This is a genomic window from Acidobacteriota bacterium, from assembly GCA_016208495.1.
Classification (GTDB): Bacteria; Acidobacteriota; Blastocatellia; order Chloracidobacteriales; family Chloracidobacteriaceae; genus JACQXX01.
Genome location: JACQXX010000116.1, coordinates 88150 through 112792, shown reverse-complemented (window position 1 = coordinate 112792; position 24643 = coordinate 88150). Strand labels below are relative to the sequence as shown.

The window sequence follows — 24643 nt, the reverse complement described above, 5'->3', positions numbered from 1 at the left end:
ATGGGGCCAACCATGAGGGTGAAAATTGCCAGATTGAGGTCACTGCATGCGTCGCTACTTTGTGTTCGCACTTCTGAATTTGGTGTTTGTTTTTATCGCCATTGTCCAGATAACAGATCAATCAAAGGTTCCAGCCTACGGGAAAATTTACCTGGCTTTGGGTGGGCTTGGGCAGGCTGCCATTGAGAAATCATCTCAAGTGGTCAATGAACGGGTAAAGGAATTAAAAACCGTTGATGTTTTGCAAAAGGTACATTCTGAAGTGTATCAGGCGGCTGATAAGGCATCCGGCTTGACCCGGAAAGCCCAGGAAGCAGATTTTGAACCCCTGGTCAAAATTTGCAGAACCGAAATTGATCGGCTCAGCACGCTCAATGCTGAAGAAGCCGGAAACATCATTCATCAGAAACAGCCGTTCTGGATTGTTGCGGCCCTGCTCTGTTCAATTAATTCAGTCAGCTTTGCTTATGTCGGGTTGTTGCGACGGCGTGAATCTCAACTCAAGTCGGAGCTTGAAATGGAGCTTTCCGACAAGGAAAGCGCGCTGACTGAAGCCATGTTCCACAACCGGGATCGAATCATTACGATGTTGCAGCAAGGGCGTGAAAACCGAAAACTGATGACCATGCTGGTGAAAGAACGCGAAGATGCCCTGCTCGATGCCATGACAGGTGTTTATGGCGTGTACTCCAAAAAAGGAATGTCCAAATTTTACAAAGTGATTGCCAGCCAGCTTGGTCGCCAGCCAATCGGAGTCGCGATGTTGGATATTGATTTTTTTAAGCGGGTCAATGACACGCTTGGTCACCCGGCAGGCGATGTCGTGATAAAAACCCTGGCGAAAATCCTCTCAACGAATATTCGCACCCAGGATGATTTTGTGATTCGGTTTGGCGGCGAGGAATTCGTTCTGGTCTTCCCCAATGTGCAGCCAGCCGAACTGGATATCATCATTGGTCGAATCCAATCGGAAGTCCGAACCACCAAAATCTATGTCAAGGACCTGAATGGACAGGAAGTTCTGGTCAAAAGCACGATTGATCCAGACTGCTCAATCACCATTTCCTGTGGATATGCCCAGGCGTCAGAGTCAAAGCAGTATCAGGAAATCATTTCCTTTTTCCGAGAGCACCCCCCAACGTCGCTTGATGGTGAAGTTGACCCAGAAACCTGGGAACGAATCCACGATTTTACTGAGGAGTTAAAAACACTGGTGGATAAACGGCTCTATGTCGCCAAACAGTCAGGGCGAAACCAAAACTGTGGACCAAAAACAAAAGTGACAGGCTCGCTTGTGTCAGGATAAAAAGACCATCCGACAAACGAACCAGGAGACAAGGGGACACGGAAAAAGAGTAGTCAGTAGTTCGCTAACTCCATTTCTTTCAGTCACTTCACTGCTCACTCATACAAGTGGTTCATTCCAAAATCGCCTGAGCAAAAGGCTAAGTTGTTGATAAATCTGTATTCCCCTCAGCCCTAAATGGTATCGAAATCATTAGCCCTGACCTTGCAAACAATCAAGAACCTGCTGGTCAGTCAGTTGCGAGAAATCTTCATATCCAAAACCGACGCCGTAAAAAGGTTCGGGTTTGAGCAGGCACACCAGTTCGTCTACTTCCGGAGCAAGACTCTCGCAGGTTTCAGCCGCACCAACTGGGACCGCAACCACGATGCGGCCAGCTTTTCCGGCACGAACCGCCGCAATCGCCGCTTTCATTGTGGCACCGGTGGCCAACCCGTCATCCACCAGAATCACCGTTCGATTGGCCAGGTCCGGCATTGGACGCCCTTGCCGATAGATTTCGTTGCGGCGAGTCAGTTCTTTGGTTTCGCGGTCAATCGCCGATTGGAGAATGGTTCGAGGAAGTTTTAGATAATCAATGATTTCTCGATTGAAGACGTGCTGGCCGCCCAATGCAATCGCTCCCATCGCCAGTTCGGAATTTCCCGGCACGCCCAGTTTGCGCACGGGGATGACTTCGAGTTCGGCGTTGAGTGCTGCGGCGACTTCAGCGGCGACGGGAACTCCACCACGCGGCAGGGCCAGGACCAGGAGCCGAGGCTGATGGTGGTAAGTCTGAAGCTTTTTGGCCAGTGCCTGACCAGCAGTGACGCGGTTGGTGAAAGCGGTTCGTTCGTGACGCATAGGAGAAAACATCGGGCTGAAGACTCGAAGACTCGGCGCTGAAGATTCGAAGACTCGGGGCTGAAGACAACGGGTTGAAGACTTCGGGTTGAAGACAACAGTTTAGCAGAAACAGGTTCAGCTTGCCCAAATCCGTTTTCTTCAGCCTGCAGCCGTTTTGTAGCCAGTAGCCCGCTAAGTTTATTTTTTTGAATCATTTGCCTGTTCACTCACACGAGAATTTTACCGCAAATTGATATAAGCTTGGTGAACTACTGACTACTGACTACTGACTACTAACTGGTTTTATTTGTTTTCAACCGCGCCTTGAGCCGCGTTCCAGGCCGTCCAGCCGCCCTTTAATGCCCGGACGTTGGTAAACCCGGCTTCACGGAGCATCATTGCCGCTTTGACCGAACCACCGTCGGTTGAGCAGGCGCAATAGGTCACAATTTCCTTGTCCTTTGGAAGACTCGCCGCCGCCGTCTTCAAATCGCCGTTGAATCGGAGCGCGCCTTTGATCTTGGTCGCACTGGTGTCAAAATCTTTCCCGCGAACGTCAATAATGATGACCTCTTCGCCTTTGGCCAGTTTGGTCTTTAATTCATCAACCGAAATGCGTGGATAGTCAGCTTCGGTGTATGTAACGCTACCTTTTTCTTCAAAGAATACTGGTGAAAATGCTGCTTGAACACCAAAATTTGAAGAAACAAAAATCGTCAAGGAAATAGTGAATACGGTCAGAACTTTTGAAAACATAGATGCTCCTCTTTACAGAATTTAAGTGTGGTTGAGTGAACTGTTTGACACAAATCTGCAATTCTAAAAACACAATTCCTTCAATTGGTTCCAATCGAAACCAACCAGGTTTGTACTGATTGAAGTATGCAAACTTCAATCAGTATTTCTAAATCGAAGAAGAAGGAAATTGAGTGTTTTTGACTTGCTTACTTTCCATTAACGGAGGGAAAAAAAGATTGGTTACACAAGAAGAAATTATTTTTTTAATTCGGGGCAATTACAGTTTTCCTGTGTCACCAGAATATCAAACTTCTTTTGCTGATCGGCGGACAGGAGAACCCGCATGCGGGAGCGAGCGCGGTCGCGGACCAGATCGTAGCGTGGACGGACTTCAGTACAGACAGCTTTGTATTCGGTCCCGGCTTCAGTGATGATGGTTTTGATTGTGCCCGCCTGATCCGGGCTGAGGTTGAGTTCGCGCTGGAGTGTCGCAAAATAAGCTTCGCCATCCCGAATGTTGGGCGCCGGCACAGCCGCTGGTTTGGCCGCTCGGGAAGTAAAAACGCCGCCAATCGAAAGTCCAGTCAGGCATCCAAGGCCAAACACACAACCCAGCACCAGCCAGGCTTTCCATTGAACTGATCGAGAAGAAGAGTGAGACATAAAAGCAGGGTTCAGGGTTCAGGGTTCAGGGTTTGGGAAATCAGAATGAAGAATGAAGAATGAAGAAAAACTGAATTCATAATTCATAATTCACTTTATCGGTTTGGAAGCGGCGTGTCCTGACGCATCAGGAGTGTCCAGACATCACCGGTCGAAACCACGCATTGTGGATTCGTTGAAATTGAACAGGCCGTGACGGGTGCCGTAACCGGCACGACGTTTTCTTCAAAAGTTTGCTCTGCTTGAACCAGCTCAGTTTGGGAAAGTACATTTCCCTGGGGTTTCACCAGAAACTTCGCGCTCATCGCAAAAACGGTAATCAGCGCCATCACGGTCAGTGCCCGTGGTGCCAGGGTCAGGATCGCCGCGAAATCAAAAAAGGACTGCTGGCGCTGACGCTTCACTTCGGCAATCCGGGCGCGAAGCTGGCCATACTGAAGATTGAGCGAATCAAGTTCCGGTGAACCTTCCCGGAGCGCCTGCAGCACCTCGGTGCTCACCCGGTCAAGGACTTCATCAGAAACGGTTGATTTCTTCTTTCGCCAAAACATAGATCATACCTCGTGGGTTGAGAGCCAACCCGTCACACAAAATCTTCGACCACCTTGCGCAAGGCAAGGCGCGCCCGATGGGCACGGACTTTCACATTTGACGCCGACCAGCCAGTCACTTCAGCAATTTCAGTGATGGAAAGCCCTTCGACTTCGAGCAGCACCAGTACCATCTGATCTTTTGGATCGAGCCGGGCAAGCAGTTTTTTGGCAAGATCATGAGAAATCATGCGGTGCTCCAGGTTGTGCTGGGTGGAATGCGGCTGATGAATGCGCTGATGGACAATGTCGGCCTCGTCTTCGGTGAGTTCCAGCAGGTTGCTTTCCGGTTTTCGCCGTGCAGACCGAAGCTGGTCATAGCAGACATTCACCGCGACACGCGTTAGCCAGGCGGCAAAGGAACTCCCTTCCCGAACCGAATATTCCCCAAGCACAAAATAGAGCTTGGTGAAAATATCCTGCACTACATCTTCAATCCGCTCTGAGCGTTGAAAGAACTTTGCCGCGAGCTGGGCCATCCGGCGTTTATGCCGGTCAAACAGGACACCAAAGGCACTGTCATCACCGTTGAGGACCGACTCAACCAGCGATTCATCGGGAACATGGTTTTCGGCGGGGTGCTCCGGGCTCACCTCGTCCCCCTGTGATTGGAGTTTGACCAGTGGCATCGAGTTTTTGAATGAATCAGGAAAAGAAGGATCTGGTATTGAGTGCAAAGGGGTTAACGCTTCATCCAGCCAGATGGTTACACTTTCATCGGAAAAGGAAAAAGTTTCAGGTTCAAACTTTCCCTTGCAAAAACAGAATAAAATCAGCAAAGTAGTTTGAATCAACAAGTTAGCTGGTTCGCAGATTTTTTGGAAATCAATTCCAACCTCTTCAGCTTACCTGTTTTAAATTCCAAGAAAGAAGCCCTTTTCAAAAAAGTATGCAGGAAGTTATTCGGCTGTTAATCGGAACAGTCGCTTTGCGGCCCTATGTGTTTGTTTTTTTTGCCGCCTATCTGTTTTTGGCAATTACTTCGATGGGCTGGCGGCGAACAGCGGTGTTTACCATACTGGCCTACGTGATTGCCTTTGTCTGTGAATGGAGTTCGGTCCACAACGGGTTTCCCTTCGGGTTGTATTACTATATCGCAACCACAACCAACCAGGAGCTTTGGGTTGCGGGCGTACCGTTTATGGATTCGCTTTCCTTCACCTTTCTCTCTTATGTCAGCTTTGAAATGGCGATTGTGCTCAGGTCAGTGTTGATTGTCCGCCCGTTTGATGTGCAGGTGGTGTTGACCAACCGTGTTCGCCGGTCCTGGTTCACTACGTTTGTGTCGGCACTGCTGATGATGTACCTCGACATCGTGATTGACCCGGTGGCGCTCCAGGGTGAGAAGTGGTTTTTGGGGAAAATTTACTATTACCCCTTTGGCGGCTCTTATTTCGGCGTCACCATTGCCAATTTTGCCGGCTGGTTTTTTGTGAATGCGGCTATCATCCGGGTCTATCTGATGATTGAGCGATGGCTGGAAACCTGGGACCGCACAGGGGTCTGGTATTATCCGTTGAAAGGCTTGAGCCCGGCGGGGCTTTACTTCGGCATCTTGATTTTTAACGTGTCGGTTACGTTCTGGATTGGCGAAGTCACGATGGGATGGGCGAGTTGCTTTATTTCGGCTACACTGCTGTTCTTGCTGGTCAACCATGTCAGCCAGCAACCCCAACCACCTGTCAAAACCGTGATCGAAGAACACCTTCGAGACTTCCCACAAAGCCCCTTGGCGCCAGTGTATCCACAATTTTTTGCACGAGGTGAACTATGATCTGGCTGGTGACGATTGCCTTTATTGGCTTGATGTTTGGGGCGCTCATCTACGACTATCAACGCAAACAGGCGCGGTCAATTGAAGAATATGAAACCGAAATCAAAGAAGGTGAAAACACCGGGACGTCGTTGATGCGCGCCGGGTTACTCGAACTCGACAAACTCACCAAACCCAACCTTCAGGCAGCGATTGAATTTGCCAAAGATGCCGAAGAAGGCCAGACTGACAACCAGAAGGAAAGCGGCGAAGGCGCTGATGAAACCAGCAAATAGCTTTTAAAAAGTACCGGGTTCACGCTTTAGCTTGTGAAAATCTTAAAATCGCACCAGTGACGTTCCGGTTGAAAAGTCAGGTTTGATCGGTCCGTGAGATGGTTAGCAAGCTCAAGCTTGAACTCTGAACTCTTTTCACTCAAACGAAAGGATTTTTCTATGCCTGGGATAATTCGTCGTCAAGTTTTCAAAGCCTGGATGGGACTGCTGGTGATGCTGATTCAAGGTGTGGGTGTGATGCCGGTCCTCGCCCAAACACCCCAGCCAGCCAGCCAATCTACTCCGGTCACCGAATCACTGGCCCGGTATCTACCGGACAACCAGCTTCTGTTTATTGAAATCGAGAATCTTCCAGGCATGGTGGATGAGCTGTTTAAGTCTGAAGGCATCCGCAAAGCCGTGACCAAACTTTCGGAGGGCAAAATCACCAGCCCTGCCCAAATTGAGGCCAAACTCCAGGAAATGGGATTTCCTGACAAGGCAACTCTGAGCCAGTTGCGCTTTGGGTTTGGCTTCCGGGTGCAAACACCTGATACATCTGCCCCAGCCCGTCGGCAGGCCAATACGGCATTGGCCATGCAGGTTTTGCGAAATCTCCATTCAGCCCAGCTTGTGTATCAAACCTCGCTCGGCAAAGGGAATTTTGCCAGTTCATTGAAACTTTTAGGACCCGGTGGAGAAGAAGCGGCTGGCTTTTTGGATGAGCCAATCGTGAATATGCAAACGACACCCTGGAACGGGTATGTGCTTGGACCACTCAAAGTCACGGCAGCCGGCAATAACGTTGCACCAACCTATTCAATCACCGCTTTTCCAGCCGTCAAAGAGGGGGATGCCCAAACCGGAGATGATTGTTTTTACGTGAGTGAAAGTGGGATTATTCAACATTCAGGATCAGCCACAAAGTCTGCCGGGCCAGAGAGTGAACCTGTTGAATCAATTCCAACCGCGCCCTCGCCATCCCCGGAAATGGTCTTTTTGATCAAAACCCCGACCGTTCAAGTCGCAACCCAATGCATCACAGCCTTGATCAAGCTGGAAAATTACGGTCGTGCCGGAGAACCCAAAACCGAAGAAGTCGGAAAAAATCTGGTGACCGTTTTTCCCAATACCAGCCTCAAACTGGAAGACGCTTTTGCCTACACCATTCAACCCGATGGACTGGTGATCATAAGCGCATTTGGACAGTTAAAACGCTTTCTCACCGCGCCCCAGGATTCACCTCGATTATTGAATCTCAAGGATTTTCAAGTTGCTCGTCAAGATCTTGGTCAGCACTGGCCAGCCTTGTTTTATATCAACACTCGGGAAGCTGCGAGTTTGATTGAACAGAGCATTCAATCCGAAACCAGTAAATCCTCAAATAAAAGCCAGAATGAGACGCTGGCCAGAAATTTGCCCAGATACCTGGGCTTTCCCTCAACCGGAGGATTCGCCTTTGGTTTTAAAGTAGCCGACGGAAAATTCAGTCAGCGGTTTACAGTCCGCCTTGATCACAAAGGCAAAGGGCTGTTTCCAGTTATGGTGGATACCTCAGTTGTCAACCCAAAACTAGCCGACTATGCACCCGCAAACGCTCAAATTGTGTATGGGTTTGGAGTCAATTTGCTGCGATTGCACGATGAAAGTTTGGCAATATCGAAGGAGCTTCCTGATTTACCCTCCATGCCAAAACTGGATGTGTTAATTGGCCAGATTGAACAACTCTGCGGCATCAAATTGCGGGACGAGGTTTTAGCTGGATTGACCGGGGAATATCTGATGGCAACCAGTTTGGGAGATTTCTCCAAACTTGGGGATCCACAGGCGCCACCGCAAGAAACATTCACACTGGTTGTCGCCGGGGTAAAAGACCCGGTGCTCCTGCGCAAAAGCGCTGAAAAGATAGCTCTGGCATTGGCCCAACTTGCCCCGAAAGACAAACCCAAACCTCAAGTCACCGAAAATTATCAAGGGGTTGATTTATTTCACCTGGGCCAGGGACCAACGGCTATCACGGTGGCCTTGATCGAAAACGTCGCCGTGGCTGGGAAAAAAGAGGACGTCAAGCGCACGATTGACGCTCGCAAAGAAGGTTTGGTCCTGAGCAAAACGGCTGAATTTCAACGGGTCATGGCCACTGTTCCGCCAAACACAATCTATGTGAACTATATGGCCGAAAAGCCATTTCGTGATCTTTTCAAAGCCTTGCAAACAGCCATACCCGAAGACTTTAAGCCTTTACTGAATGAATTGATTTTTGACGGAAGCCTCATGCTGCAAACCGTACAGCGGGATGATGTTCGGCTCTATAGCGACTCAGGAATGTCTTCCGGGTATTTGGGAATTGTGGCGGCGATTGCGATTCCCAATCTACTGGCGGCTCGACAGTCAGCCAATAGGGCGTCTGCGATCCAGTCCCTGCGCAATATTCACTTTGCTCAAGTGACTTATCAGGAATCTATTGGAAAAGGGAATTTTGCCTCTTCGCTGGCGGAACTTGGCCAGGCAGATTACCTGGACAATACCATCCTCCAAATGCAGGAAATTCCGAAAAGTGGCTATCTGCTTGGCCCAATGAAGGTGACGCGAGGGTCAAAACGCGTGCCGGCGACCTTCTCAATCTATGCGGTTCCAGTGGTGAAGGATGGAATTTCGAAAACCGGGAACGATTGTTTCTATATTGATCACACCGGCATCATCAGGCATTCAGGCGACCCAACTCAGATCCCTGATGCCAAAAGTCCTCCGATTGAGTGAAGTAGTGAACCTGAGCGAGTAGCGAGTAGCGAGTAGTCAAACAAAGATTGCACTTGCTCGCAGCTTATTGGATTGACTACTCACTACTCACTACTCACTACTCGCTACCTATGCTATTTGCGGCTTGGCCAGACTGGCCATTCCTTCGGCATCGGCGGTGCCGGAAACTTCGGAAGTGAAAGAAAGCGACGGTTTTTGATCTGGTTCGTTGATTTCTTCGCGCATCCGGCGGTCATAGGCGGCTTTGACAAACGAGGCAAACAACGGATGCGGTTCAAGCGGTCGCGACTGGTATTCCGGGTGGAACTGACAGCCGATAAACCACGGATGGTCGGCGCGTTCGATCATTTCAATAAAGCGGCCATCGGGTGATTTGCCGACAAACTTGAAGTTCTCGTCTGTGCCAAGTGCCTTTTCATATTCGACGTTGAATTCATAGCGATGCCGGTGTCGCTCTTGAATCAGCTCCGAACCGTAAATTGCGGCGACTTTGCTCCCGGTCTCAAGCTTGCACGGATAGGTGCCGAGGCGCATCGTGCCGCCCATTTCCTCAACACCAATCAAATCGCGCAGTTTGAAGAAAATCGGGTTGGGTGATTCCTGATTAAATTCGGTGCTGTCCGCCTCTGGGAGATTGCACACGTTCCGGGCGTGTTCGATACAGGCGCATTGCATGCCAAGGCAGATTCCAAAAAATGGCGTTTTGGTCTTCCGGGCATATGAAATCGCCCGAATCATGCCGGAAATCCCGCGCTTCCCAAAACCACCCGGCACCAAAATCGCATCCAGGTCACGCAATTTTTCCTCTGAGTTATCATTGGCGCGGAGGTCCTCGGCTTCAACCCACTGGATATTGACTCGCAACCGGTTGGCGACACCCCCGTGGATCAGGGCTTCGGTCAAACTTTTGTAGGAATCGCCCAGGCCGACATATTTTCCAACGATGCCAATCGTGACACTGTCATCCGGATGTTTGAGAATGTTGACCAGTTTCTGCCATCGGCGGAGGTCTGGCTCGCGTTTTTCAAGGCCCAGCCGTTCCACAATCAGTTCATCGAGTCCTTCGCGGGCGAAATAGAGCGGGACTTCATAGACCGAGGCCACGTCCATGGCTGGCACGACGGCGTCTTCCGACACATTGCAAAACAGCGCAATTTTTTCACGCATATCGCGAGGTAATTCGCGATCTGTCCGGCAGAGCAAAATATCGGGTTGGATTCCGATTTCGAGCAATTCCTTGACGGAATGTTGAGTTGGTTTGCTTTTTAATTCGCCGGCGCTGGCGATGAACGGCACCAGGGTCACGTGGACAAAAATTGCATTGTTGCGTCCAACCTGCTGCCGTAACTGGCGGGTGGCTTCCAGAAACGGAAGGGATTCAATATCACCTACCGTGCCGCCAATTTCGACAATCGTCACATCCACATCTTTTGAAACGGCGAGGATCGCATCTTTAATCTCATTGGTGATGTGCGGAATGACCTGCACGGTTTTGCCCAAAAAATCGCCGCGCCGTTCTTTTTCAATGACTGAAAGATACACGCGCCCGGTGGTCCAGTTGTTGGCCCGCGTCATCTGAGCTGAGGTAAACCGCTCATAATGACCAAGATCCAGGTCAGTTTCAGCCCCATCACGAGTCACAAAGACCTCGCCGTGCTGGTACGGCGACATGGTTCCAGGGTCAACGTTGATATATGGATCAAACTTCTGTTGCGTTACCCGCAGACCACGGGCTTCGAGCAAGCATCCAATGGATGATGCAGCAATGCCTTTGCCAAGCGATGAAACCACACCACCCGTGACAAAAATATACTTCGACACACAAACCTCCAAAGATAACAAAATGACAAAATGACGCCAGGGATCCACAGTTGCCTTGTACCTCTGGCAGTATTTTGTTCAATCAGGGTATTGAATTTAAAAGGGCCCGCACGCGGTCAGCATCTTCGGGTGTATCAACTCCGGGCGACGCCTGGGGGACTTTCACAACTTTGATGCGGTGGCCGTGATAGAGCGCCCGCAATTGTTCGAGTGATTCAAGTTGCTCTAAAAAACACGGCGACAATGATGCAAAGTGGAGCAAGAATTCACGCCGGTAGACATAGAGCCCCGTGTGCTTAAACCAGACATCAGCGGGATGAGCCGATGTGGCACCGGGTGGGATGACCGATTCGCTCAGTGGATTGGGAAGCCGGAGTGCCGGAATGACCGACCGTGAAAAATACAGAGCAAACCCCTGCTGATTACACACAACTTTGACAATGTTTGGGTTGATGATGTCTTCGCCCTGTGTCAGCGGCTCACAGGTGGTGGCCATCTCAAGGGTTGGATCGTCCAGCAGTGGTTGAACTGCGGCATCAATTGTCGCTGGCGACATCAGAGGTTCATCACCCTGGACGTTGACGATGATGGATTCTGAAAGCCCAGCCGCCACCTCGGCCAGCCGATCAGTGCCGGTTGGATGATCAGGTCGCGTCAGGACGACTTCGCCGCCAAAGTGAAGCACCGCTGCCTGAATGCGTTCATCGTCAGTGGCAACCAGGACTCGGGTAACGGTCTGAGCCTGTTGGGCCTGTTCGTACACCCGTTGCACCATTGGTTTGCCACACAAATCCACCAGCGGTTTTCCGGGGAAGCGTGACGAGGCGTAGCGGGCGGGAAGAATGGCAACGACAGAGTGGGTGTCTTGTTTTGGAGTTGAGAAGCTATTGGATTTCACGGGATGCCACCTTAGCCCAGACTCTTTGCCGTTGGCAAGTGGCCCATGACCCATGTCATGGGCTTCCCGTTCAGCGCGTGAAGCTTTATACTCCCTGCCCTTTCATTTTTTTCCGCATTTCGATCAACATAACACCGTCCACAACATTTCGGGAGAATCAGTGCCATGTATCCCTTTCGCAGACCGGGAGGATTTTTTGAAATTGCGCCGTACCGTGACATTTTTGACGGCAGTGAACTTGGGCAAGAGCGCATGCGGCTTTGGAAAACCTATTTGCACGAAGGCCGCGGTTTTTTGGAAATTTTGCATTTGTGGGCTGAATACCCGAGGTTCCGGGGATTGGTGGACCAGATCCGCACCAATAACCGGCTGCAAGCCATTTCAGTGGCCTGGAATGACTGGGCGTCTGATCACGAAGACGATGCCCGCTCCTTTATTAATGCTCAGTCCACCCACGTCTGGACCACACTGGATGCCACGGCCAAAGCCACGTTTCTGGCCATTACCCACGCCCTGATGCGTGAGGGGCTGATGGACCAGGTGCTGTTTGTGACTGAAATTCGTGGAAAATTGTCCGGCATTGGCACCACATTCCGCCTGTATTGTTTTTTGCAGTCAACGGCACCGGCTCGAATTCAATCCGTTTTTGGCAAGTCCTGCAAAGGCGTGAACTATTTTTATGAACCACAGCACCCGATTTGCTACCGCCAGTCCCAGAGTGCACCCAGTTTTGAAATTTCAACCCGTGAACACCAGACCACGCTCAAACGCAAAGATGGAACCGTCAAGGGTTGGGAATCAGACATTGTGATTGACTATCGGGAAGTCGAATTTACCCATCTGTCCCCCGATAATTTTGACATTACGGCCTTAAGCGGAAGCCACAGCCATTTTCAGTTGCACGAAATCCGGTTTGGCGGTGAAGTACCGGGCCTGAACCAGTTCCGGCCACAAATGCTCGAAGCGCTGGAAGCCCAACCCGAAGTTCCCGTAGCCCGTCCTGAACCATTACCGTCATTTTATGATGTCGGGATTGACCCATCTTCGGCGGGTGCTGCCGAACCTGAAGCTCCACAACCTGAAGAACCAAAAGACATTCTGGATCAGATTGATTGAAAAACCAGGGTTGAAGACTTCAGGCTTGGGGGCAATCGAAGGGATGAAGGATGAGGGATGAAATAAAGCCAAGTTCTTCAACCCGTTTTCTTCAACCCGACTTCTTCAGCCCTGGTTTGAGTTTTAGGCCCGAAGGGTCGTCGTGTAATAGCCGTGGTGCGAAGCCCACGGTCTTTTGAAAAACAAAAAAAGGCGTGAAGCCATATCCCCAAAGCTTCACGCCGTTTATAGTTTCCAAAGGCTCTTGAGAGAGAATCCAAGGAAAGACAAAGGTGATACCACTTTTTAATCCCAAAATCGCATAAGTAGGGAGTGAAGTAATTCGGCCAAATGAGCTTTGTGAACTACTGACTACTGACTACTGACTAAAAACTGGTATGAGAAATATTGTGGAGTGGAGGTGTGGCTGTCAGTGTTTAGCCTGTCCCATTCCGCCTTAGAAGGAACTTACCGAGGACCACACCTGTAACTCCACGGTTAAAATCGGCGGCGATTGTTGTTGTTGCGGCGGTAATAATCATCGTCGCGGTCACAATTTTGGTCTCGACCACGGTTCCAGTCCCGGTTTCGACCATTGTTGCTGGTGCGGTAGTAATCATCATTGCGACGATTGTTGTTGTTGCCGTATCGCCAGTCATTGAGAACGCTACGTGGGTTCTGGTAGCCATTTTCATAGCCCTGTTTGTACCCTTCGCGGAATCCCTTTTTGTAATTGTCGTCGTGCACCCACTGCGGTTTAAATCCATTCAGGGCGTAGTCATACGTTTCATCTGAATAGTCATACCGGTTGTTTTGAACCCGATCCTGAGCCCCTTCACGAGTGCCGAGTTGATATCCCTTTTCCCGTCCCTGCTGGCGAACCCACGATTCAGACGGACGATAGTTGTCATCATCATAGCGCCAGTTCTGAGCGTTGGCAGGGAGCGAGGCGAAGAAAAATGCCACGAAGAATATCCCGCCGGCCAATACTGGTATTTTGAATAATTGAGTCAAATGTTTCATTGTGATGCCTCCAAATTGTTGATGCTTAGTGTTATTTGCGATGCCTGTGAGTTGGGTTTGGTCAACTCTGATCACCCACGTGTAATTGTTGTGCTTTTCTCCAGGTCAATCGGCGTGCCACAGTTTCGAAGGGACTGTAAAGTTGTGTGAAACTACTGAAAAAAAACGATTTGTGCTTAAAATTCGACGCCTGGAAAATGCCGATGAAATTTCCAGTTCATACCATTTCGACCGAAGGGGTAGCATGTGTTGAACCATATGGTGTAGCTTGGTTTTGGTTGCCTGAACCAAAAGAAATATTTTCATGATTATTAGAAAGCCTGGAAGTATATGGAAATCAAAAACTTACAAGCACTTCGCCATTTTTCGACGGAGAAAATGCAGAAAATCAACCTCTTTGAAACCCGGAATTTTTTTGCGGATATTTACTGTCTTGAACCTGGCCAGGCCCAAAAAGCCCACGCTCATGCAGGTGCGGATAAGATTTATGCGGTGATGGAAGGAAAAGTGGTTGCCCTCATTGGCGAAGAAGAACAGGAACTTTCAGCCAACGACGTTGTTCTGGCCCCCGCCGATGTGATTCACGGCATTCGGAATGCGTCTTCGCAGCGTGCCGTGGTATTTGTTTTTATGTCGCCAAACCCAAACCAGGCAAGGTGACAGGGTGACAAGGTGACAGGGTGACAAGGTGACAAAATGACAGGGTGACAAAATGACAATATTTGTTGATTTCTAACCACCAACCACTAACCACTAACCACTAACCACTAACCACTATATGGCTTCTTCATTCTAAAGGGGTTTTATGACGGTGAGACTTACGCAACTTGCAAAACGTGCCGGGTGTGCGGCGAAACATCCTCCGGGTTATCTTTTTTCACTTTTGGGCGGGCTTCCAGCAATCACGGATCCAAAGGTCCTGATTGGGAGTTCAACCGCGGATGATGCGGCGGTGTATCGGTTGACGGCTGACACCGCACTGGTTTTGACAACTGATTTTTTTACGCCGATTGTGGATGAACCCTATGATTTTGGCGCGGTTGCCGCCGCGAATGCCTTGAGCGATGTGTACGCAATGGGTGGTCAACCACTGGCAGCACTCAACATTGTGGGATTTCCAGATGCTTCACTTGATGCCGCCGTGTTGGGGGAAATCCTGAAAGGTGGCGCCGAGAAAGCCAAAGAAGCCGGGATTGAACTGGTTGGTGGCCACACAATCAAAACCGATGAACCGATTTATGGACTGGCCGTGACGGGTATTGTTCATCCAGATCGAATCATCAGCAATGCGGGCGGGAAACCAGGCGATACACTGGTGCTTTCCAAACCACTCGGTCTGGGCATTATTACCACGGCGGCCAAGCAGGACCGGGATACCCTCGAAGCCATCCAGGAAGCCATCGCCCTGATGACCACGCTGAACCGTGATGCCAGTGAAGCCATGACAACCGTTGGTGTTCACGCGGCCACTGATGTCACCGGGTTTGGCTTGCTTGGACATCTGAGAAATTTGGCCAAAGCCAGCAATTGCAGTGCAATCGTTAACTTCAGTGCTGTTCCGGTGCTTGAAAAAGCGGTCCACTATGTCAATGAAGGCATTGCCCCTGGCGGCACGCATGCCAACTGGCGATTTATGAATGACTGGACTCGCTACGCCCCGGAATTAACCAAAGAACAGCAATTAATCGTCTGTGATGCTCAGACATCAGGCGGTTTATTAATTGCGGTTGCACCAGAAAAAGCTGACGCACTGGTGGCCGAACTCACCCGCCGTGGAACACCCGCTGCCGCAATCATCGGAGAACTGGTCGAAGGCGATGCTGGCCGGATGGAAGTGAAACTTTAAATGCGGCGAAAACTCTTGTTACCCGGTCACCCATATGCGCCAGGATAAGAAAAACTGAATCCTTTCCGTGGTCATCGAGCGACACCCTTGCCAAACTTGGGTTTCGTCGTGACGGTATTCCGTGGGCTTCGCACCACGGCTATTACACAACGACCCTTCGGGCCTGAAATCTTTATCCTGGCACATATGCCTTGTCATCTTGTCACCCTGTCACCTTGTCATCGTGTCACTTTGTCACCTTGTCATCGTGTCACCTTGTCACGTTATGGCTCAATTTGCTTTTTACCTGGTTTTGGGTCTTGTGGTCGCCTCATCAATGTATCAATTGGTGAGCCTGTACAGTGCCTTTCATTTTTTTCGGTGGCATCGACGGCAGGCAGCTTATCCAGATTTCTTTCCACCAGTTTCAATTCTCAAACCAGTGCGCGGGATGGACGACCGAGCCCTGGAGTGCTGGACGTCCTTTTGCCGGCAAAACTATCCAGGACCAATTGAACTTGTGTTCGGCGTGCGGGACGAAGCTGACCCTGCCGTGCCGTTCATTCGCCAGCTTCAACAAGATTTTCCCTCGCTTCAAATTACACTCATTATCAACCCGACTCAAATCGGTGTCAGTGGCAAGGTCAGTAATCTCAATAATATGCTGGCTGGTGTCCACTACGAGCTGCTGGTATTGAGCGATAGTGACATCCGTGTCGGAGCCGAGTATTTACGAACAGTTGTATCACCGTTTGCAAATCCACGAGTTGGACTGGTGACCTGTATGTATCGCGCCATTGGAAGCACCCGGCTGGCAGCCTTGATTGAAGGCATTGGCATTACCGCCGAGTTTCTGCCTGGTGCACTGGTGTCTGAACGCTTTGAAGGAATCAAATTTGCCATGGGATCCACCATTGCCCTGCGTCGAACAGTTTTGGATCACATTGGCGGATTTCACGCTATTGCAGATTATCTGGCAGATGATTATCTGCTTGGAAAGCTCGCCGCAGATGCTGGATATGAAGTTCAGCTTTCACCCTATGTCGTGGAAACCGTTTTACCGGACTATGGGTTTCGAGAGTTTTTCGACCATCAATTGCGCTGGGCGCGATGTGTCAAATATTCCCGTCCAGGCGGATATCTTGGATTATTGTTCACGCATACAACCGTGCTTGCTCTTACGCTCCTTCTGCTGAGCGGTAGTTCAGCTTTGGGAATTGGGGTTGGAATCGGAGCACTCATCCTCAGGCTGGTCGCCGCCTGGATGATTGGCGTGCAGGGGCTCCGAGACCGTCGCTTAGGCCGCTATTTTTTCCTGGTGCCGGTGCGGGATGTCCTGAGTTTTGTGGTGTGGGTGGTGAGTTTTTGGGGAACAACCGTGCTGTGGCGCGGTGATCGTTTCCGATTGGAAGCTGGTGGAAAACTGAATCGGATATATAGCTCTTCAGAAAAAGGTTCAGAGTATCGTCTTTAGACGAGAGGGTTTCATCGTTCGTCTCACTCGTTAACTCTCACACCTGAAGATGTTACTCTGAACAGAAAACTTCCGCATTTCTAACCACGAAACACACGAAATACACGAAAAGAATCAAGCACTCCCAAACCCAATACCTCAGAAACCTTATGACAAGGTACTTACCATTTGGGAATAAAACCCTCGTGGTTCAGAAAGCTAAATTATTGGAAAAATTGTATTTCCCTTAGCCCCTAGCCCCATACCCTCAGCCCCAATCAGCCCCAATCAGCTTTGTTTGATCTGCTTTACCCGCGAATTTTTTCTCCAACCCAGCGGGCAAGTTCCAGTGGCGTCAGGGCCGCGACTGGCATTCCGGCACCGACCACAAGTTCAGCAATTGATTTGCTATAGCGTGGCTGCCCGGAATCATCCAGTGCCGCCAGACCAATGGTTTTCGCGCCAGTTTCCACCAGCGCCCGAACTTCCTCAACCAGACCAGCCACGGGCCAGCCTTCTTCAAAATCAGTGACCAGGACCACCAGCGAACGCGATGGGACGGTCAATAATTCACGGGCATAGCGCAACCCTCGGGCAATGTGTGTTCCGCCACCAACTGAAACTTCGAGCAACAACCCAAGCGGATCTTCAACCCGATGGGTCAGGTCCAGAATTTCAGTGTTGAACGCCACAAAATGAACTGAAACGGCTGGTAATCCTGACAAAATCGCGGCCATCATCGCGCTGTAAATGACCGAAGCTTCCATCGAACCCGAAATATCAACCACCAGCACAATCCGCCAGTCCATTGAGCGTTTGGTGCGGGTCTTAAACAAGAGCCGTTCCGGAATAAATGTAACGTTCCCAGCTTCATCCTGCCGAAGTGTCTTCAAATTAGCGGTGATTGTTCGCCGAATATCGAGCGGCCCACCCGGTTTGCGCGTTGGGAGCGGCACCGTCAACCCGGTCAATGCCGGGCGCACACGGGTGGCCAGTTCTTTGACCAGGGCATCAATCACTCGCTGGACAATGCGCCGCAGGTGGCCAAGCTGGCCCTCTGACAACCCGCCTTTGAGGGAAAGAACCTGTTCAAGCAATTCGATTGAAGGTGAAACGGTTTCGGCATCGAGTTCGAGCAGAGCTGAGGCCCGGCCACGTTCGACGGCACGGCCCAGCACTTCTTCGCGGACAGTTCCTCCAAACAGGGCTTCCAGTTCTTCGGCCCATTCACGGGTTGATGGAAAAGGAGCTTCTTTTCCGCCTCCCTTCCCTCCACTAATTTCCCCGCGCGAGCCTTCGCCGTGGCCGGCGCCATAGAGTTCATCCAGGGCACGGGCAATTCCAGCCGATTTGGGCTTCATCCGCTCGCGCTCGTGGCCCAGGATCAACCGCCACCGGTCACGAGGCGAAATCGCAACGTCTGGCCCTGAAACTGATGGTTTATGAATTTCCTGACCAGCCGCCTCAGGATTTCCAGAAGCAACGGTCGGAAGCTGGCCGAAGAGTGATTCAACCGCCTGGCGGCCCACGCGGTCAATTTCAGCACAGCGGGCGAGCAGGTGTGGGTTGTCATTGAGCACGACGTCAAAGGTTTGGGTGATGCCGTCATCCTCTAATCGTTCGGCCAGAATGGTCAGCATCCGGGCCCGGCTGGCGGTCGAAAGCACTTCAAACCCTTCGCGGAGCGCGGGCAATCGGTGCAGAAATTCCGTATCTATTTGCTGCTCAATACGTTCCATCAATGGCGTAGCCCAGGTTGGGTCAGCCTCAAACAATGGCGCTGCCACCGCCAGCGCACCTTGCAACCGTTCAGCCAGCGTTTGATGGGTGTCTTTGCTGGTGGCCGCGTCTACCCACGAAGCCACGAGTTTGCCAAATTCGGCGCCCGTCGTAACACCCAATCTGACCTGTAAGGCACCGGCGGCCCCCTGCATCAGTGACGAGCCATTTTCCGCCAGTTCGGCGAGTGCCCACCGCAGCCGACCATCACCAACGCTGGTTGGATCTTCGGATTGACGTTCATAAAGCTGGATCAATTCCAGCAAGGCCCTGGCATCGTCAAGCGCTTTCGATCCGGCCAGTCCTTCAATTGCTTTGAGCGCGGCAGAAAACAATTCGGCCCGGATGTGATCAAAATCAACCACCAGTTTTTGGTTTTGAAAAGAAAGGCCGGGAATGTGCTCGTGCTCGATGCGCAGTACAATTTCAATGGCGGCAATGAGTTGCGGCAACGTCGCTTCGGTGGCAAACGCCTGCGTCAAGGCGGTTAAATAGTCGTGGGTCAATTCGTGGAGCGCACAATCAGCGGCCTGACCAAGCAAATACAACTGCACGGCTGGGACCCACTTCTCGTCGCTTCGGTAGCGGGCTTCTTCGGCTTTGAGGCTACCCAACGCCGCCTGTTCCAGCGTGACACCGCGTACCCCCACCAGTTCCAGCATGGCTTCGGTGCCGGGCGTCCATGAAACGGTCCATACCTGTGTCAAAAGCTCTGAGGCGCCAATGGCTTCGCCGGCTTCGAGTTTGGCATACGGCACGCCACAGGCACCGAGCCGTTTGAGGGCAATCTGCCGGCGGGCATCCAAATTTGAACGGAGTGGATCAAGCCGCATGCGTTTGGCTTCGCTTGATTCGGTGCCTGGGCCCGGAAGTTTTAGTTCAGCCAGCAATTGTTCAACGTGCGGGCCCAAACCCGAACGAGGTGTCCCACTGGCGAGCCGTCCTCGACGTCGGCCAACCAGGACTCGTTCCATGGCCTGAGCCAGGATTCGCCCCCGCCCGAGCAATTCTCCCTGTCCCAGCGCGGTTTCGATGGCTTCGAGTAATTCACGGCGGCCCGGCGATGGAATTCCCCGCAAGGTCGCCAGATCTTCGGTCAGGCGAACGGCTTCCATGGCATCCGGCACGCTCGCGACGTGAAACTTGCGGCGGACTTCGGCACAGATTCCGACGACTGATTCTGTGACAACCGTTGAAAGTGTACGTCCGGTGCTGGCGGCTTCCCAGACCCGGTGTTGCCAGAGCGGATCCCGAATGCCTGCCGGATATCCTGACCGTGAATCCAGCAACTCGTGCGAATAAGCAATGAGCGATGTGTTGATGGTGGCGCCCCGGTCATTCTTCTTTTTTTCCACTGGTTTGGCGGCAACTTGAGTCGGTGACCAGTACCACGGATGTCGGAGCAACGCCGGTGCATGAAAGGCCCCGATGACCGCCGCAATCCGGGGCAGTGTGGCAACCGCTTCACCAGCCCCAGCCGACGGTCCAAAGCAACTCAACCCTGACTTGAACAGACATTCCCGCATAAATCGTTCACGGTGCAGGTCATGGTCGCGAACTGTTTTTGACCGGATACTTTCCACGCGCAAGGCCCAGCCGTACAAAAGTGCGGCCCGGCGGATTTCTTCTGGATCAGAGGCTGTGGCGTGGGATTCAACCAGGACATCCCACAAACTTTCTGAATCCTCGACATTGGTTTGAGCCAGCAATTGCTGCAGGAGTGAAGGAACGGGCCCGGCGTGATCAACTTCTGTTTGAGGATCGGCCTCGCGGATGACACGTTCGAGGCGTTCCCATTGCTCCATTGGCAGGTCGAAGGCTTCAACCGGGACGTTGTGCCGGATCGCCCAGCGGATAGCGGCCAGTTCCGGGGAAAAATCAGCAAACGGATAAAACGCCAGTCCATTGCCATCTGACCTGACGCCCGCCAGAGCCACGGGGGCCAGCAAGTCCTTATGACCCAACCACTTGATCCAGTCCTGAAATTCGGTCGGAAGCTCAATTACGACTTTGTCTGGTCCAAAAGCGTCAAGCAGCTTTGGGATTGCCGCCGCACAGGCCGGGGAATGATGACGCACCCCGATCAGGAGCGGCGTTTGAGTTCCGGGTTCCGGGTTCCGGGTTCCGGGTTCCGGGTTCCGGGTTCCGGGTTCCGGGTTCCGGGTTCTTCGAAGGGATGAAGGATGAGGGATGAAAGAATTCACCTTTTTGTCCTGTCATTTTGTCACCTGTCACCCCATATGCGCCAGGATAAGGATTTTAGCCCGGCACGGGTGTCGTGTAATAGCCGTGGTGTGAAGCCCACGGAAACAAAAAGAATTTGATTCGAAAACCCGGAACCCGGAACCCGGAACCTTGTCATTACCCAAATTTTTTCGATTTCCAAAATATCAACCTGAATTGCCCCCATCACCCCGAACACAATGAACCGTCAGCATCATTGTTGAACCACAGAGAACACAGAGAAGCACAGAGGCCGATCACTTGCTCAAAACCTCTGTGTTCCTCTGTGTCCTCTGTGGTGAGGTGGTTGAGTGCTGCCCGATGTGGTGACCCCACAAGTTGGGGTTCACCACAAGTTGGGACGCAACAGGCACATCGAAAAATTTGGGTAATGACAAGACCCGGAACCCGGAACCCCAAACAGTTACCAGCCGATTTCAACCAGCAATTTTCCATTTTTCACAGAAACCGATTTCATAAATGTAATGGCGGTTTCTTCGATAGGAGATTTGCCTTCGAGGGGGATTGATTGTTCGGCAAGTTTTTCAGCCAGTTTTTTCTCAGCCATTTGTTTGAGCGGTTCTTCCAGCGGTGGTGGAAGCTGTTTGATGTCCAGGTTTGTGATTTTCGGGTTGCTGAGGTGGATGGACTTCGTTTTGGGGTCATAGCTGACCGTGGTAAAGACCGTCACCGTGCCGGTGAACTTAGGTTGAGGTGGGGCTGGTGGTTTTTGAGGACCACCTCCAGGCAAGGGAGGGCCGTCCTTCAACCGGCCACCAGGACCGCCAGGACCACCGGGGCCGCCACCAGGAAGTTTGGGACCACCACCGGGCGGTTTGGGGCCATCAGCCGGAGCCGATGGCGGTTTGGGAGCGTTGAGTTGAGGTGCGGATGGAATCGCCAGGACATTGACTCTGATCCCGATTTGATTTTTTCCTTCTTCCAGGAGTATCACCGGATCACTTATCGTCAACTCAACCGGGGATTTTTCTTTCTCCCCAGCGCCCGGCTTGAGCGGGAATTTGGTTTGGACTTTTGCCTGGATTTCTTCTTTGGGGATTTCAAACGTAAAGGACAGGTTCTTGGCACATGAGGTCAGGCTAAGTAACACAGCCAGCGCGAGAAAAAGGCGTACATAATGAGCCATGCGGGGATTTCTCCATTCGTAGGTTAGGAAGTTCACATGTGAGGTTTATTGATTGATAGCACATCTCGGCCTGAAGCAATTTCTTCCCTATCAATTGCTTCTAGTTTTCTGACTCGATGACTGAACGAAGTTCCAGCAATTGTTTCCAGAGTCGGGTGCCGCCTTCGGCGCGACGTTTGACCGCACTGTCCCAGTAGGCCAGCAAACGCCCACGGTCTTTTGGATCATCTTTGAGCACCACGCCGAGCAAATATCCTGGAAGGTGCGACACCAGATCGCGTTCGGTCGGGAAATAGGCGGCCTGGAGTCCAATAGCGGTGGCGACGCTCACAGCTTCAGCCGTACTCATCACCGTTCCCGGCGTTTCCACGGCCCAGCCTTCAACTGAACGGCCTGACCGCAAATCCCGAAAGGCCGTGACCAGGGCTTCCAATACGGCCTGATCAACGCGGAGCGGTTCGTCTACGCGGGCCAGAGCGGCGGTCGCCTGACGCTGCACCAGGGCAACTTCGCGGGCCAGATCCGGAATTGGTGGAATGGTTTCAAAATTGAAGCGGCGTTTGAGTGCGGCGGACATTTCCGACACGCCCCGGTCACGCAGGTTGGCTGTGGCAATAACGTTAAAGCCTTTTTGCGCAAAAACCGTTTTTTCCTCGATGGCTTCGGTTTGTAGCTCTGGGATCATCAGCCGTCGCTCGGACAGTAGCGAAATCAACGCATCCTGGATTTCAGGCAGGCAGCGGGTAACTTCTTCGACTCGGCCAATGCCGCCGGTATTCATTGCCGTCAAAATTGGGGATGGGACCAGGGCTTCGGGCCTGGGTCCTTTGGCAATCAGGAGCGAATAATTCCAGCCATAGCGAAGCTGTTCTTCAGTTGTGCCAGCCGTTCCTTGAACCGTCAAACCGCTGGTGCCGCAAATGGCAGCCGCGAGCAATTCCGAAAGCATGGACTTGGCCGTTCCAGGTTCCCCTACGAGCATCAGACCGCGTTCTCCGGCCAGGGTGACCACACAGCGTTCAACCAGAGCGCGGTTACCAACAAATTTTTCAGAAATGACCAGTGACCGGGGCACATCTTCTGGAGCTTTCGAATCTTTCGCCAGACGCAGGGTTTCGCCTTTCGAGCCAACGATGAAGGTCACCACCGCTTGCGGCGTCAAGCGCCAGTTTGGCGGGCGCACTCCGGAGCCAAAATGCTCCAAAAACCTGAGTTCGTCGCGATACAAGTGTTCCGCTGGCGGAGACTGGATGTTTTGAGAAGGAATTGGTTGAGACATAAGCACCTGACCGAAAAGCGTGAAAAAGGAATGCGAAAATCAATGGAGTTGAGAGATGGGCAGAATGCTTATGTCTAAGAAGGGATGTCAAGCTAAAACTTGAGAGTGCAGCCCACTTGACGCCGCTTTGGTAGTGGGCAACTCACTGTAGGCCAGGTTCAAATCAGCGTCAGATTGCAGCCTTGAAAACTGGATAACCGCTCACCTGAAAAAGAACTGGCCTCAAGCTGGTCTGTTTTTTGAGGGCTTTTCTGATGAATCTGACTCTGAGTGGTCAAGCAACTTCTTCAAATAAGCTTGAATATCCTCAACCGATAATCGCTTCAAGAGTTCTTCAGGAGGTAAATCCTTGAGGCGTTCCTCGGGGTCAAGGTGTTTTAAGAGTTCATCCGAGGGTAAGCCTTTGAGGCGTTCTTCAGCCGGTAAGCCTTTGAGGCGTTCTTCAGGTGTCAGACTCTTGAGAAATTCTTCTTTGGCATCCCGTTTGAAATCTTCCATCGTGTACGGCATGGGTAATCCCTCCATGTGGTAATACCTGAACAACTGGTTCAGAATCGTGCTGGCTTCCCCGTATCTGGCTTGAAATTCCTGGGCAGCGACCCGGATGTGGTCCGGCCTGGTGCTGAATAGCTCCCAGATGCGATTTTGCCCGGCATCCTGAATTTCACTCAACACAATCAGCCGAATCCGGTCCGACCCCCGATAAATGTCATAAACGCCACCCAGCACCCGATACATATCAACCTGACCAGTCAGGTGGCTGGGAAACCGGGTACAGATGCCGTAGAGCCGAAACTGGTCCTCCGGCAACAAGTCATTGAGCGATGGACTGACCTGCTTGCGATAGTTGACGTAATGGCCGGTCAATTCCTTGAGCGTCCAGTCATCGAATGGTTCCCGCAACGATTTGTAGCTAATCAGGTTATGATCAGCCAGATTGTCAAATCCATCCGGTAACGGATGATCCCACTGGCCGTCGGTCCGGCGAATGATGACGATATCGAGCAATTGCTTTTTCTGCGACAGATCTTTTTCCAGTTCGACCACAAAGGGCGAACCGCTGAAGAATTCGGTCAGGGCAATGCCGAAGAGCCGATGCCAGTTGATCATCCAGGAGACACTCCGTGAGAAGAACCCAGTCAGGGTGGTGTTTTGGAATTGAAGTGTACTTTACCTGGAGCGAGGTCCCC

20 protein-coding genes are annotated in these 24643 nt (G+C 51.6%); 8 read left to right on the top strand and 12 right to left on the bottom strand.

The features are described 5' to 3' along the window. Nucleotides 1-46: 46 nt before the first annotated feature. Entirely contained in the window at nucleotides 47-1306 is a 1260-nt protein-coding gene (locus HY774_24360; GenBank protein ID MBI4751627.1) for a GGDEF domain-containing protein, read from the top strand. A 192-nt stretch (nucleotides 1307-1498) separates the two neighbouring features. Here HY774_24360 and HY774_24355 read toward each other — a convergent pair whose 3' ends face one another. From HY774_24355 to HY774_24335, 5 genes are all read right to left on the bottom strand, one after another. After that, nucleotides 1499-2149 (bottom strand): phosphoribosyltransferase, encoded by a 651-nt coding sequence (locus HY774_24355; GenBank protein MBI4751626.1) that lies wholly within the window; start codon nucleotides 2147-2149, stop codon nucleotides 1499-1501. A 285-nt stretch (nucleotides 2150-2434) separates the two neighbouring features. After that, nucleotides 2435-2887, bottom strand: coding sequence for a hypothetical protein (locus HY774_24350; GenBank protein ID MBI4751625.1), 453 nt, complete (start codon nucleotides 2885-2887; stop codon nucleotides 2435-2437). A 237-nt stretch (nucleotides 2888-3124) separates the two neighbouring features. Then, the gene (locus HY774_24345; protein ID MBI4751624.1) at nucleotides 3125-3532 is read right to left on the bottom strand and encodes a hypothetical protein; all 408 of its coding nucleotides are present in this window, start codon (nucleotides 3530-3532) and stop codon (nucleotides 3125-3127) included. 95 nt (nucleotides 3533-3627) lie between these two features. Continuing rightward, nucleotides 3628-4083, bottom strand: a complete 456-nt coding sequence (locus HY774_24340) for a hypothetical protein (GenBank protein MBI4751623.1) — start codon at nucleotides 4081-4083, stop codon at nucleotides 3628-3630. Nucleotides 4084-4115: 32 nt separating this feature from the next. After that, the gene (locus tag HY774_24335) at nucleotides 4116-4751 is read right to left on the bottom strand and encodes an RNA polymerase sigma factor (protein ID MBI4751622.1); all 636 of its coding nucleotides are present in this window, start codon (nucleotides 4749-4751) and stop codon (nucleotides 4116-4118) included. 260 nt (nucleotides 4752-5011) lie between these two features. On the opposite strand from HY774_24335, the gene HY774_24330 reads away from it, so the two are divergent. From HY774_24330 to HY774_24320, 3 genes are all read left to right on the top strand, one after another. After that, nucleotides 5012-5896, top strand: coding sequence for a carotenoid biosynthesis protein (locus HY774_24330; GenBank protein ID MBI4751621.1), 885 nt, complete (start codon nucleotides 5012-5014; stop codon nucleotides 5894-5896). Further along, nucleotides 5893-6171 carry a hypothetical protein gene (locus HY774_24325; GenBank protein ID MBI4751620.1) on the top strand — a complete coding sequence of 93 codons (279 nt, stop codon included), beginning with the start codon at nucleotides 5893-5895 and terminating at the stop codon, nucleotides 6169-6171. Before HY774_24330 ends, HY774_24325 begins: the two co-directional genes overlap by 4 nt. 159 nt (nucleotides 6172-6330) lie before the next feature. Continuing rightward, nucleotides 6331-8910 carry a DUF3352 domain-containing protein gene (locus HY774_24320; protein ID MBI4751619.1) on the top strand — a complete coding sequence of 860 codons (2580 nt, stop codon included), beginning with the start codon at nucleotides 6331-6333 and terminating at the stop codon, nucleotides 8908-8910. Nucleotides 8911-9018: 108 nt separating this feature from the next. Here the strand turns inward: HY774_24320 and HY774_24315 are convergent, their stop codons facing one another. Further along, entirely contained in the window at nucleotides 9019-10731 is a 1713-nt protein-coding gene (locus tag HY774_24315; GenBank protein ID MBI4751618.1) for a CTP synthase, read from the bottom strand. Between the two features lie 82 nt (nucleotides 10732-10813). After that, a complete protein-coding gene (kdsB, locus tag HY774_24310; protein MBI4751617.1) occupies nucleotides 10814-11683 on the bottom strand; it encodes a 3-deoxy-manno-octulosonate cytidylyltransferase in 870 nt (289 codons plus the stop codon). 111 nt (nucleotides 11684-11794) lie between these two features. Between kdsB and HY774_24305 the strand changes: the two genes are divergently transcribed. Then, a complete protein-coding gene (locus HY774_24305) occupies nucleotides 11795-12745 on the top strand; it encodes a hypothetical protein (GenBank protein ID MBI4751616.1) in 951 nt (316 codons plus the stop codon). Nucleotides 12746-13222: 477 nt separating this feature from the next. On the opposite strand, the gene HY774_24300 is transcribed toward HY774_24305, so the two are convergent. Further along, nucleotides 13223-13747 carry a hypothetical protein gene (locus HY774_24300; protein ID MBI4751615.1) on the bottom strand — a complete coding sequence of 175 codons (525 nt, stop codon included), beginning with the start codon at nucleotides 13745-13747 and terminating at the stop codon, nucleotides 13223-13225. Nucleotides 13748-14077: 330 nt separating this feature from the next. Here HY774_24300 and HY774_24295 point away from each other — a divergent pair, with 330 nt between their 5' ends. From HY774_24295 to hpnI, 3 genes are all read left to right on the top strand, one after another. After that, the gene (locus HY774_24295; protein MBI4751614.1) at nucleotides 14078-14407 is read left to right on the top strand and encodes a cupin domain-containing protein; all 330 of its coding nucleotides are present in this window, start codon (nucleotides 14078-14080) and stop codon (nucleotides 14405-14407) included. Nucleotides 14408-14552: 145 nt separating this feature from the next. Then, the gene (gene selD / locus HY774_24290; protein ID MBI4751613.1) at nucleotides 14553-15593 is read left to right on the top strand and encodes a selenide, water dikinase SelD; all 1041 of its coding nucleotides are present in this window, start codon (nucleotides 14553-14555) and stop codon (nucleotides 15591-15593) included. 265 nt (nucleotides 15594-15858) lie between these two features. Then, nucleotides 15859-17046, top strand: coding sequence for a bacteriohopanetetrol glucosamine biosynthesis glycosyltransferase HpnI (gene hpnI / locus HY774_24285; protein ID MBI4751612.1), 1188 nt, complete (start codon nucleotides 15859-15861; stop codon nucleotides 17044-17046). Nucleotides 17047-17333: 287 nt separating this feature from the next. Here hpnI and HY774_24280 read toward each other — a convergent pair whose 3' ends face one another. From HY774_24280 to HY774_24265, 4 genes are all read right to left on the bottom strand, one after another. Beyond that, nucleotides 17334-20996: a VWA domain-containing protein gene (locus tag HY774_24280; protein MBI4751611.1), complete on the bottom strand. Its 3663-nt coding sequence runs from the start codon at nucleotides 20994-20996 to the stop codon at nucleotides 17334-17336. Between the two features lie 455 nt (nucleotides 20997-21451). Next, a complete protein-coding gene (locus tag HY774_24275; GenBank protein ID MBI4751610.1) occupies nucleotides 21452-22174 on the bottom strand; it encodes a DUF1439 domain-containing protein in 723 nt (240 codons plus the stop codon). Between the two features lie 100 nt (nucleotides 22175-22274). Then, nucleotides 22275-23453 (bottom strand): AAA family ATPase, encoded by a 1179-nt coding sequence (locus HY774_24270; protein ID MBI4751609.1) that lies wholly within the window; start codon nucleotides 23451-23453, stop codon nucleotides 22275-22277. Between the two features lie 222 nt (nucleotides 23454-23675). Beyond that, nucleotides 23676-24563: a hypothetical protein gene (locus HY774_24265; GenBank protein MBI4751608.1), complete on the bottom strand. Its 888-nt coding sequence runs from the start codon at nucleotides 24561-24563 to the stop codon at nucleotides 23676-23678. Nucleotides 24564-24643: the final 80 nt, after the last annotated feature.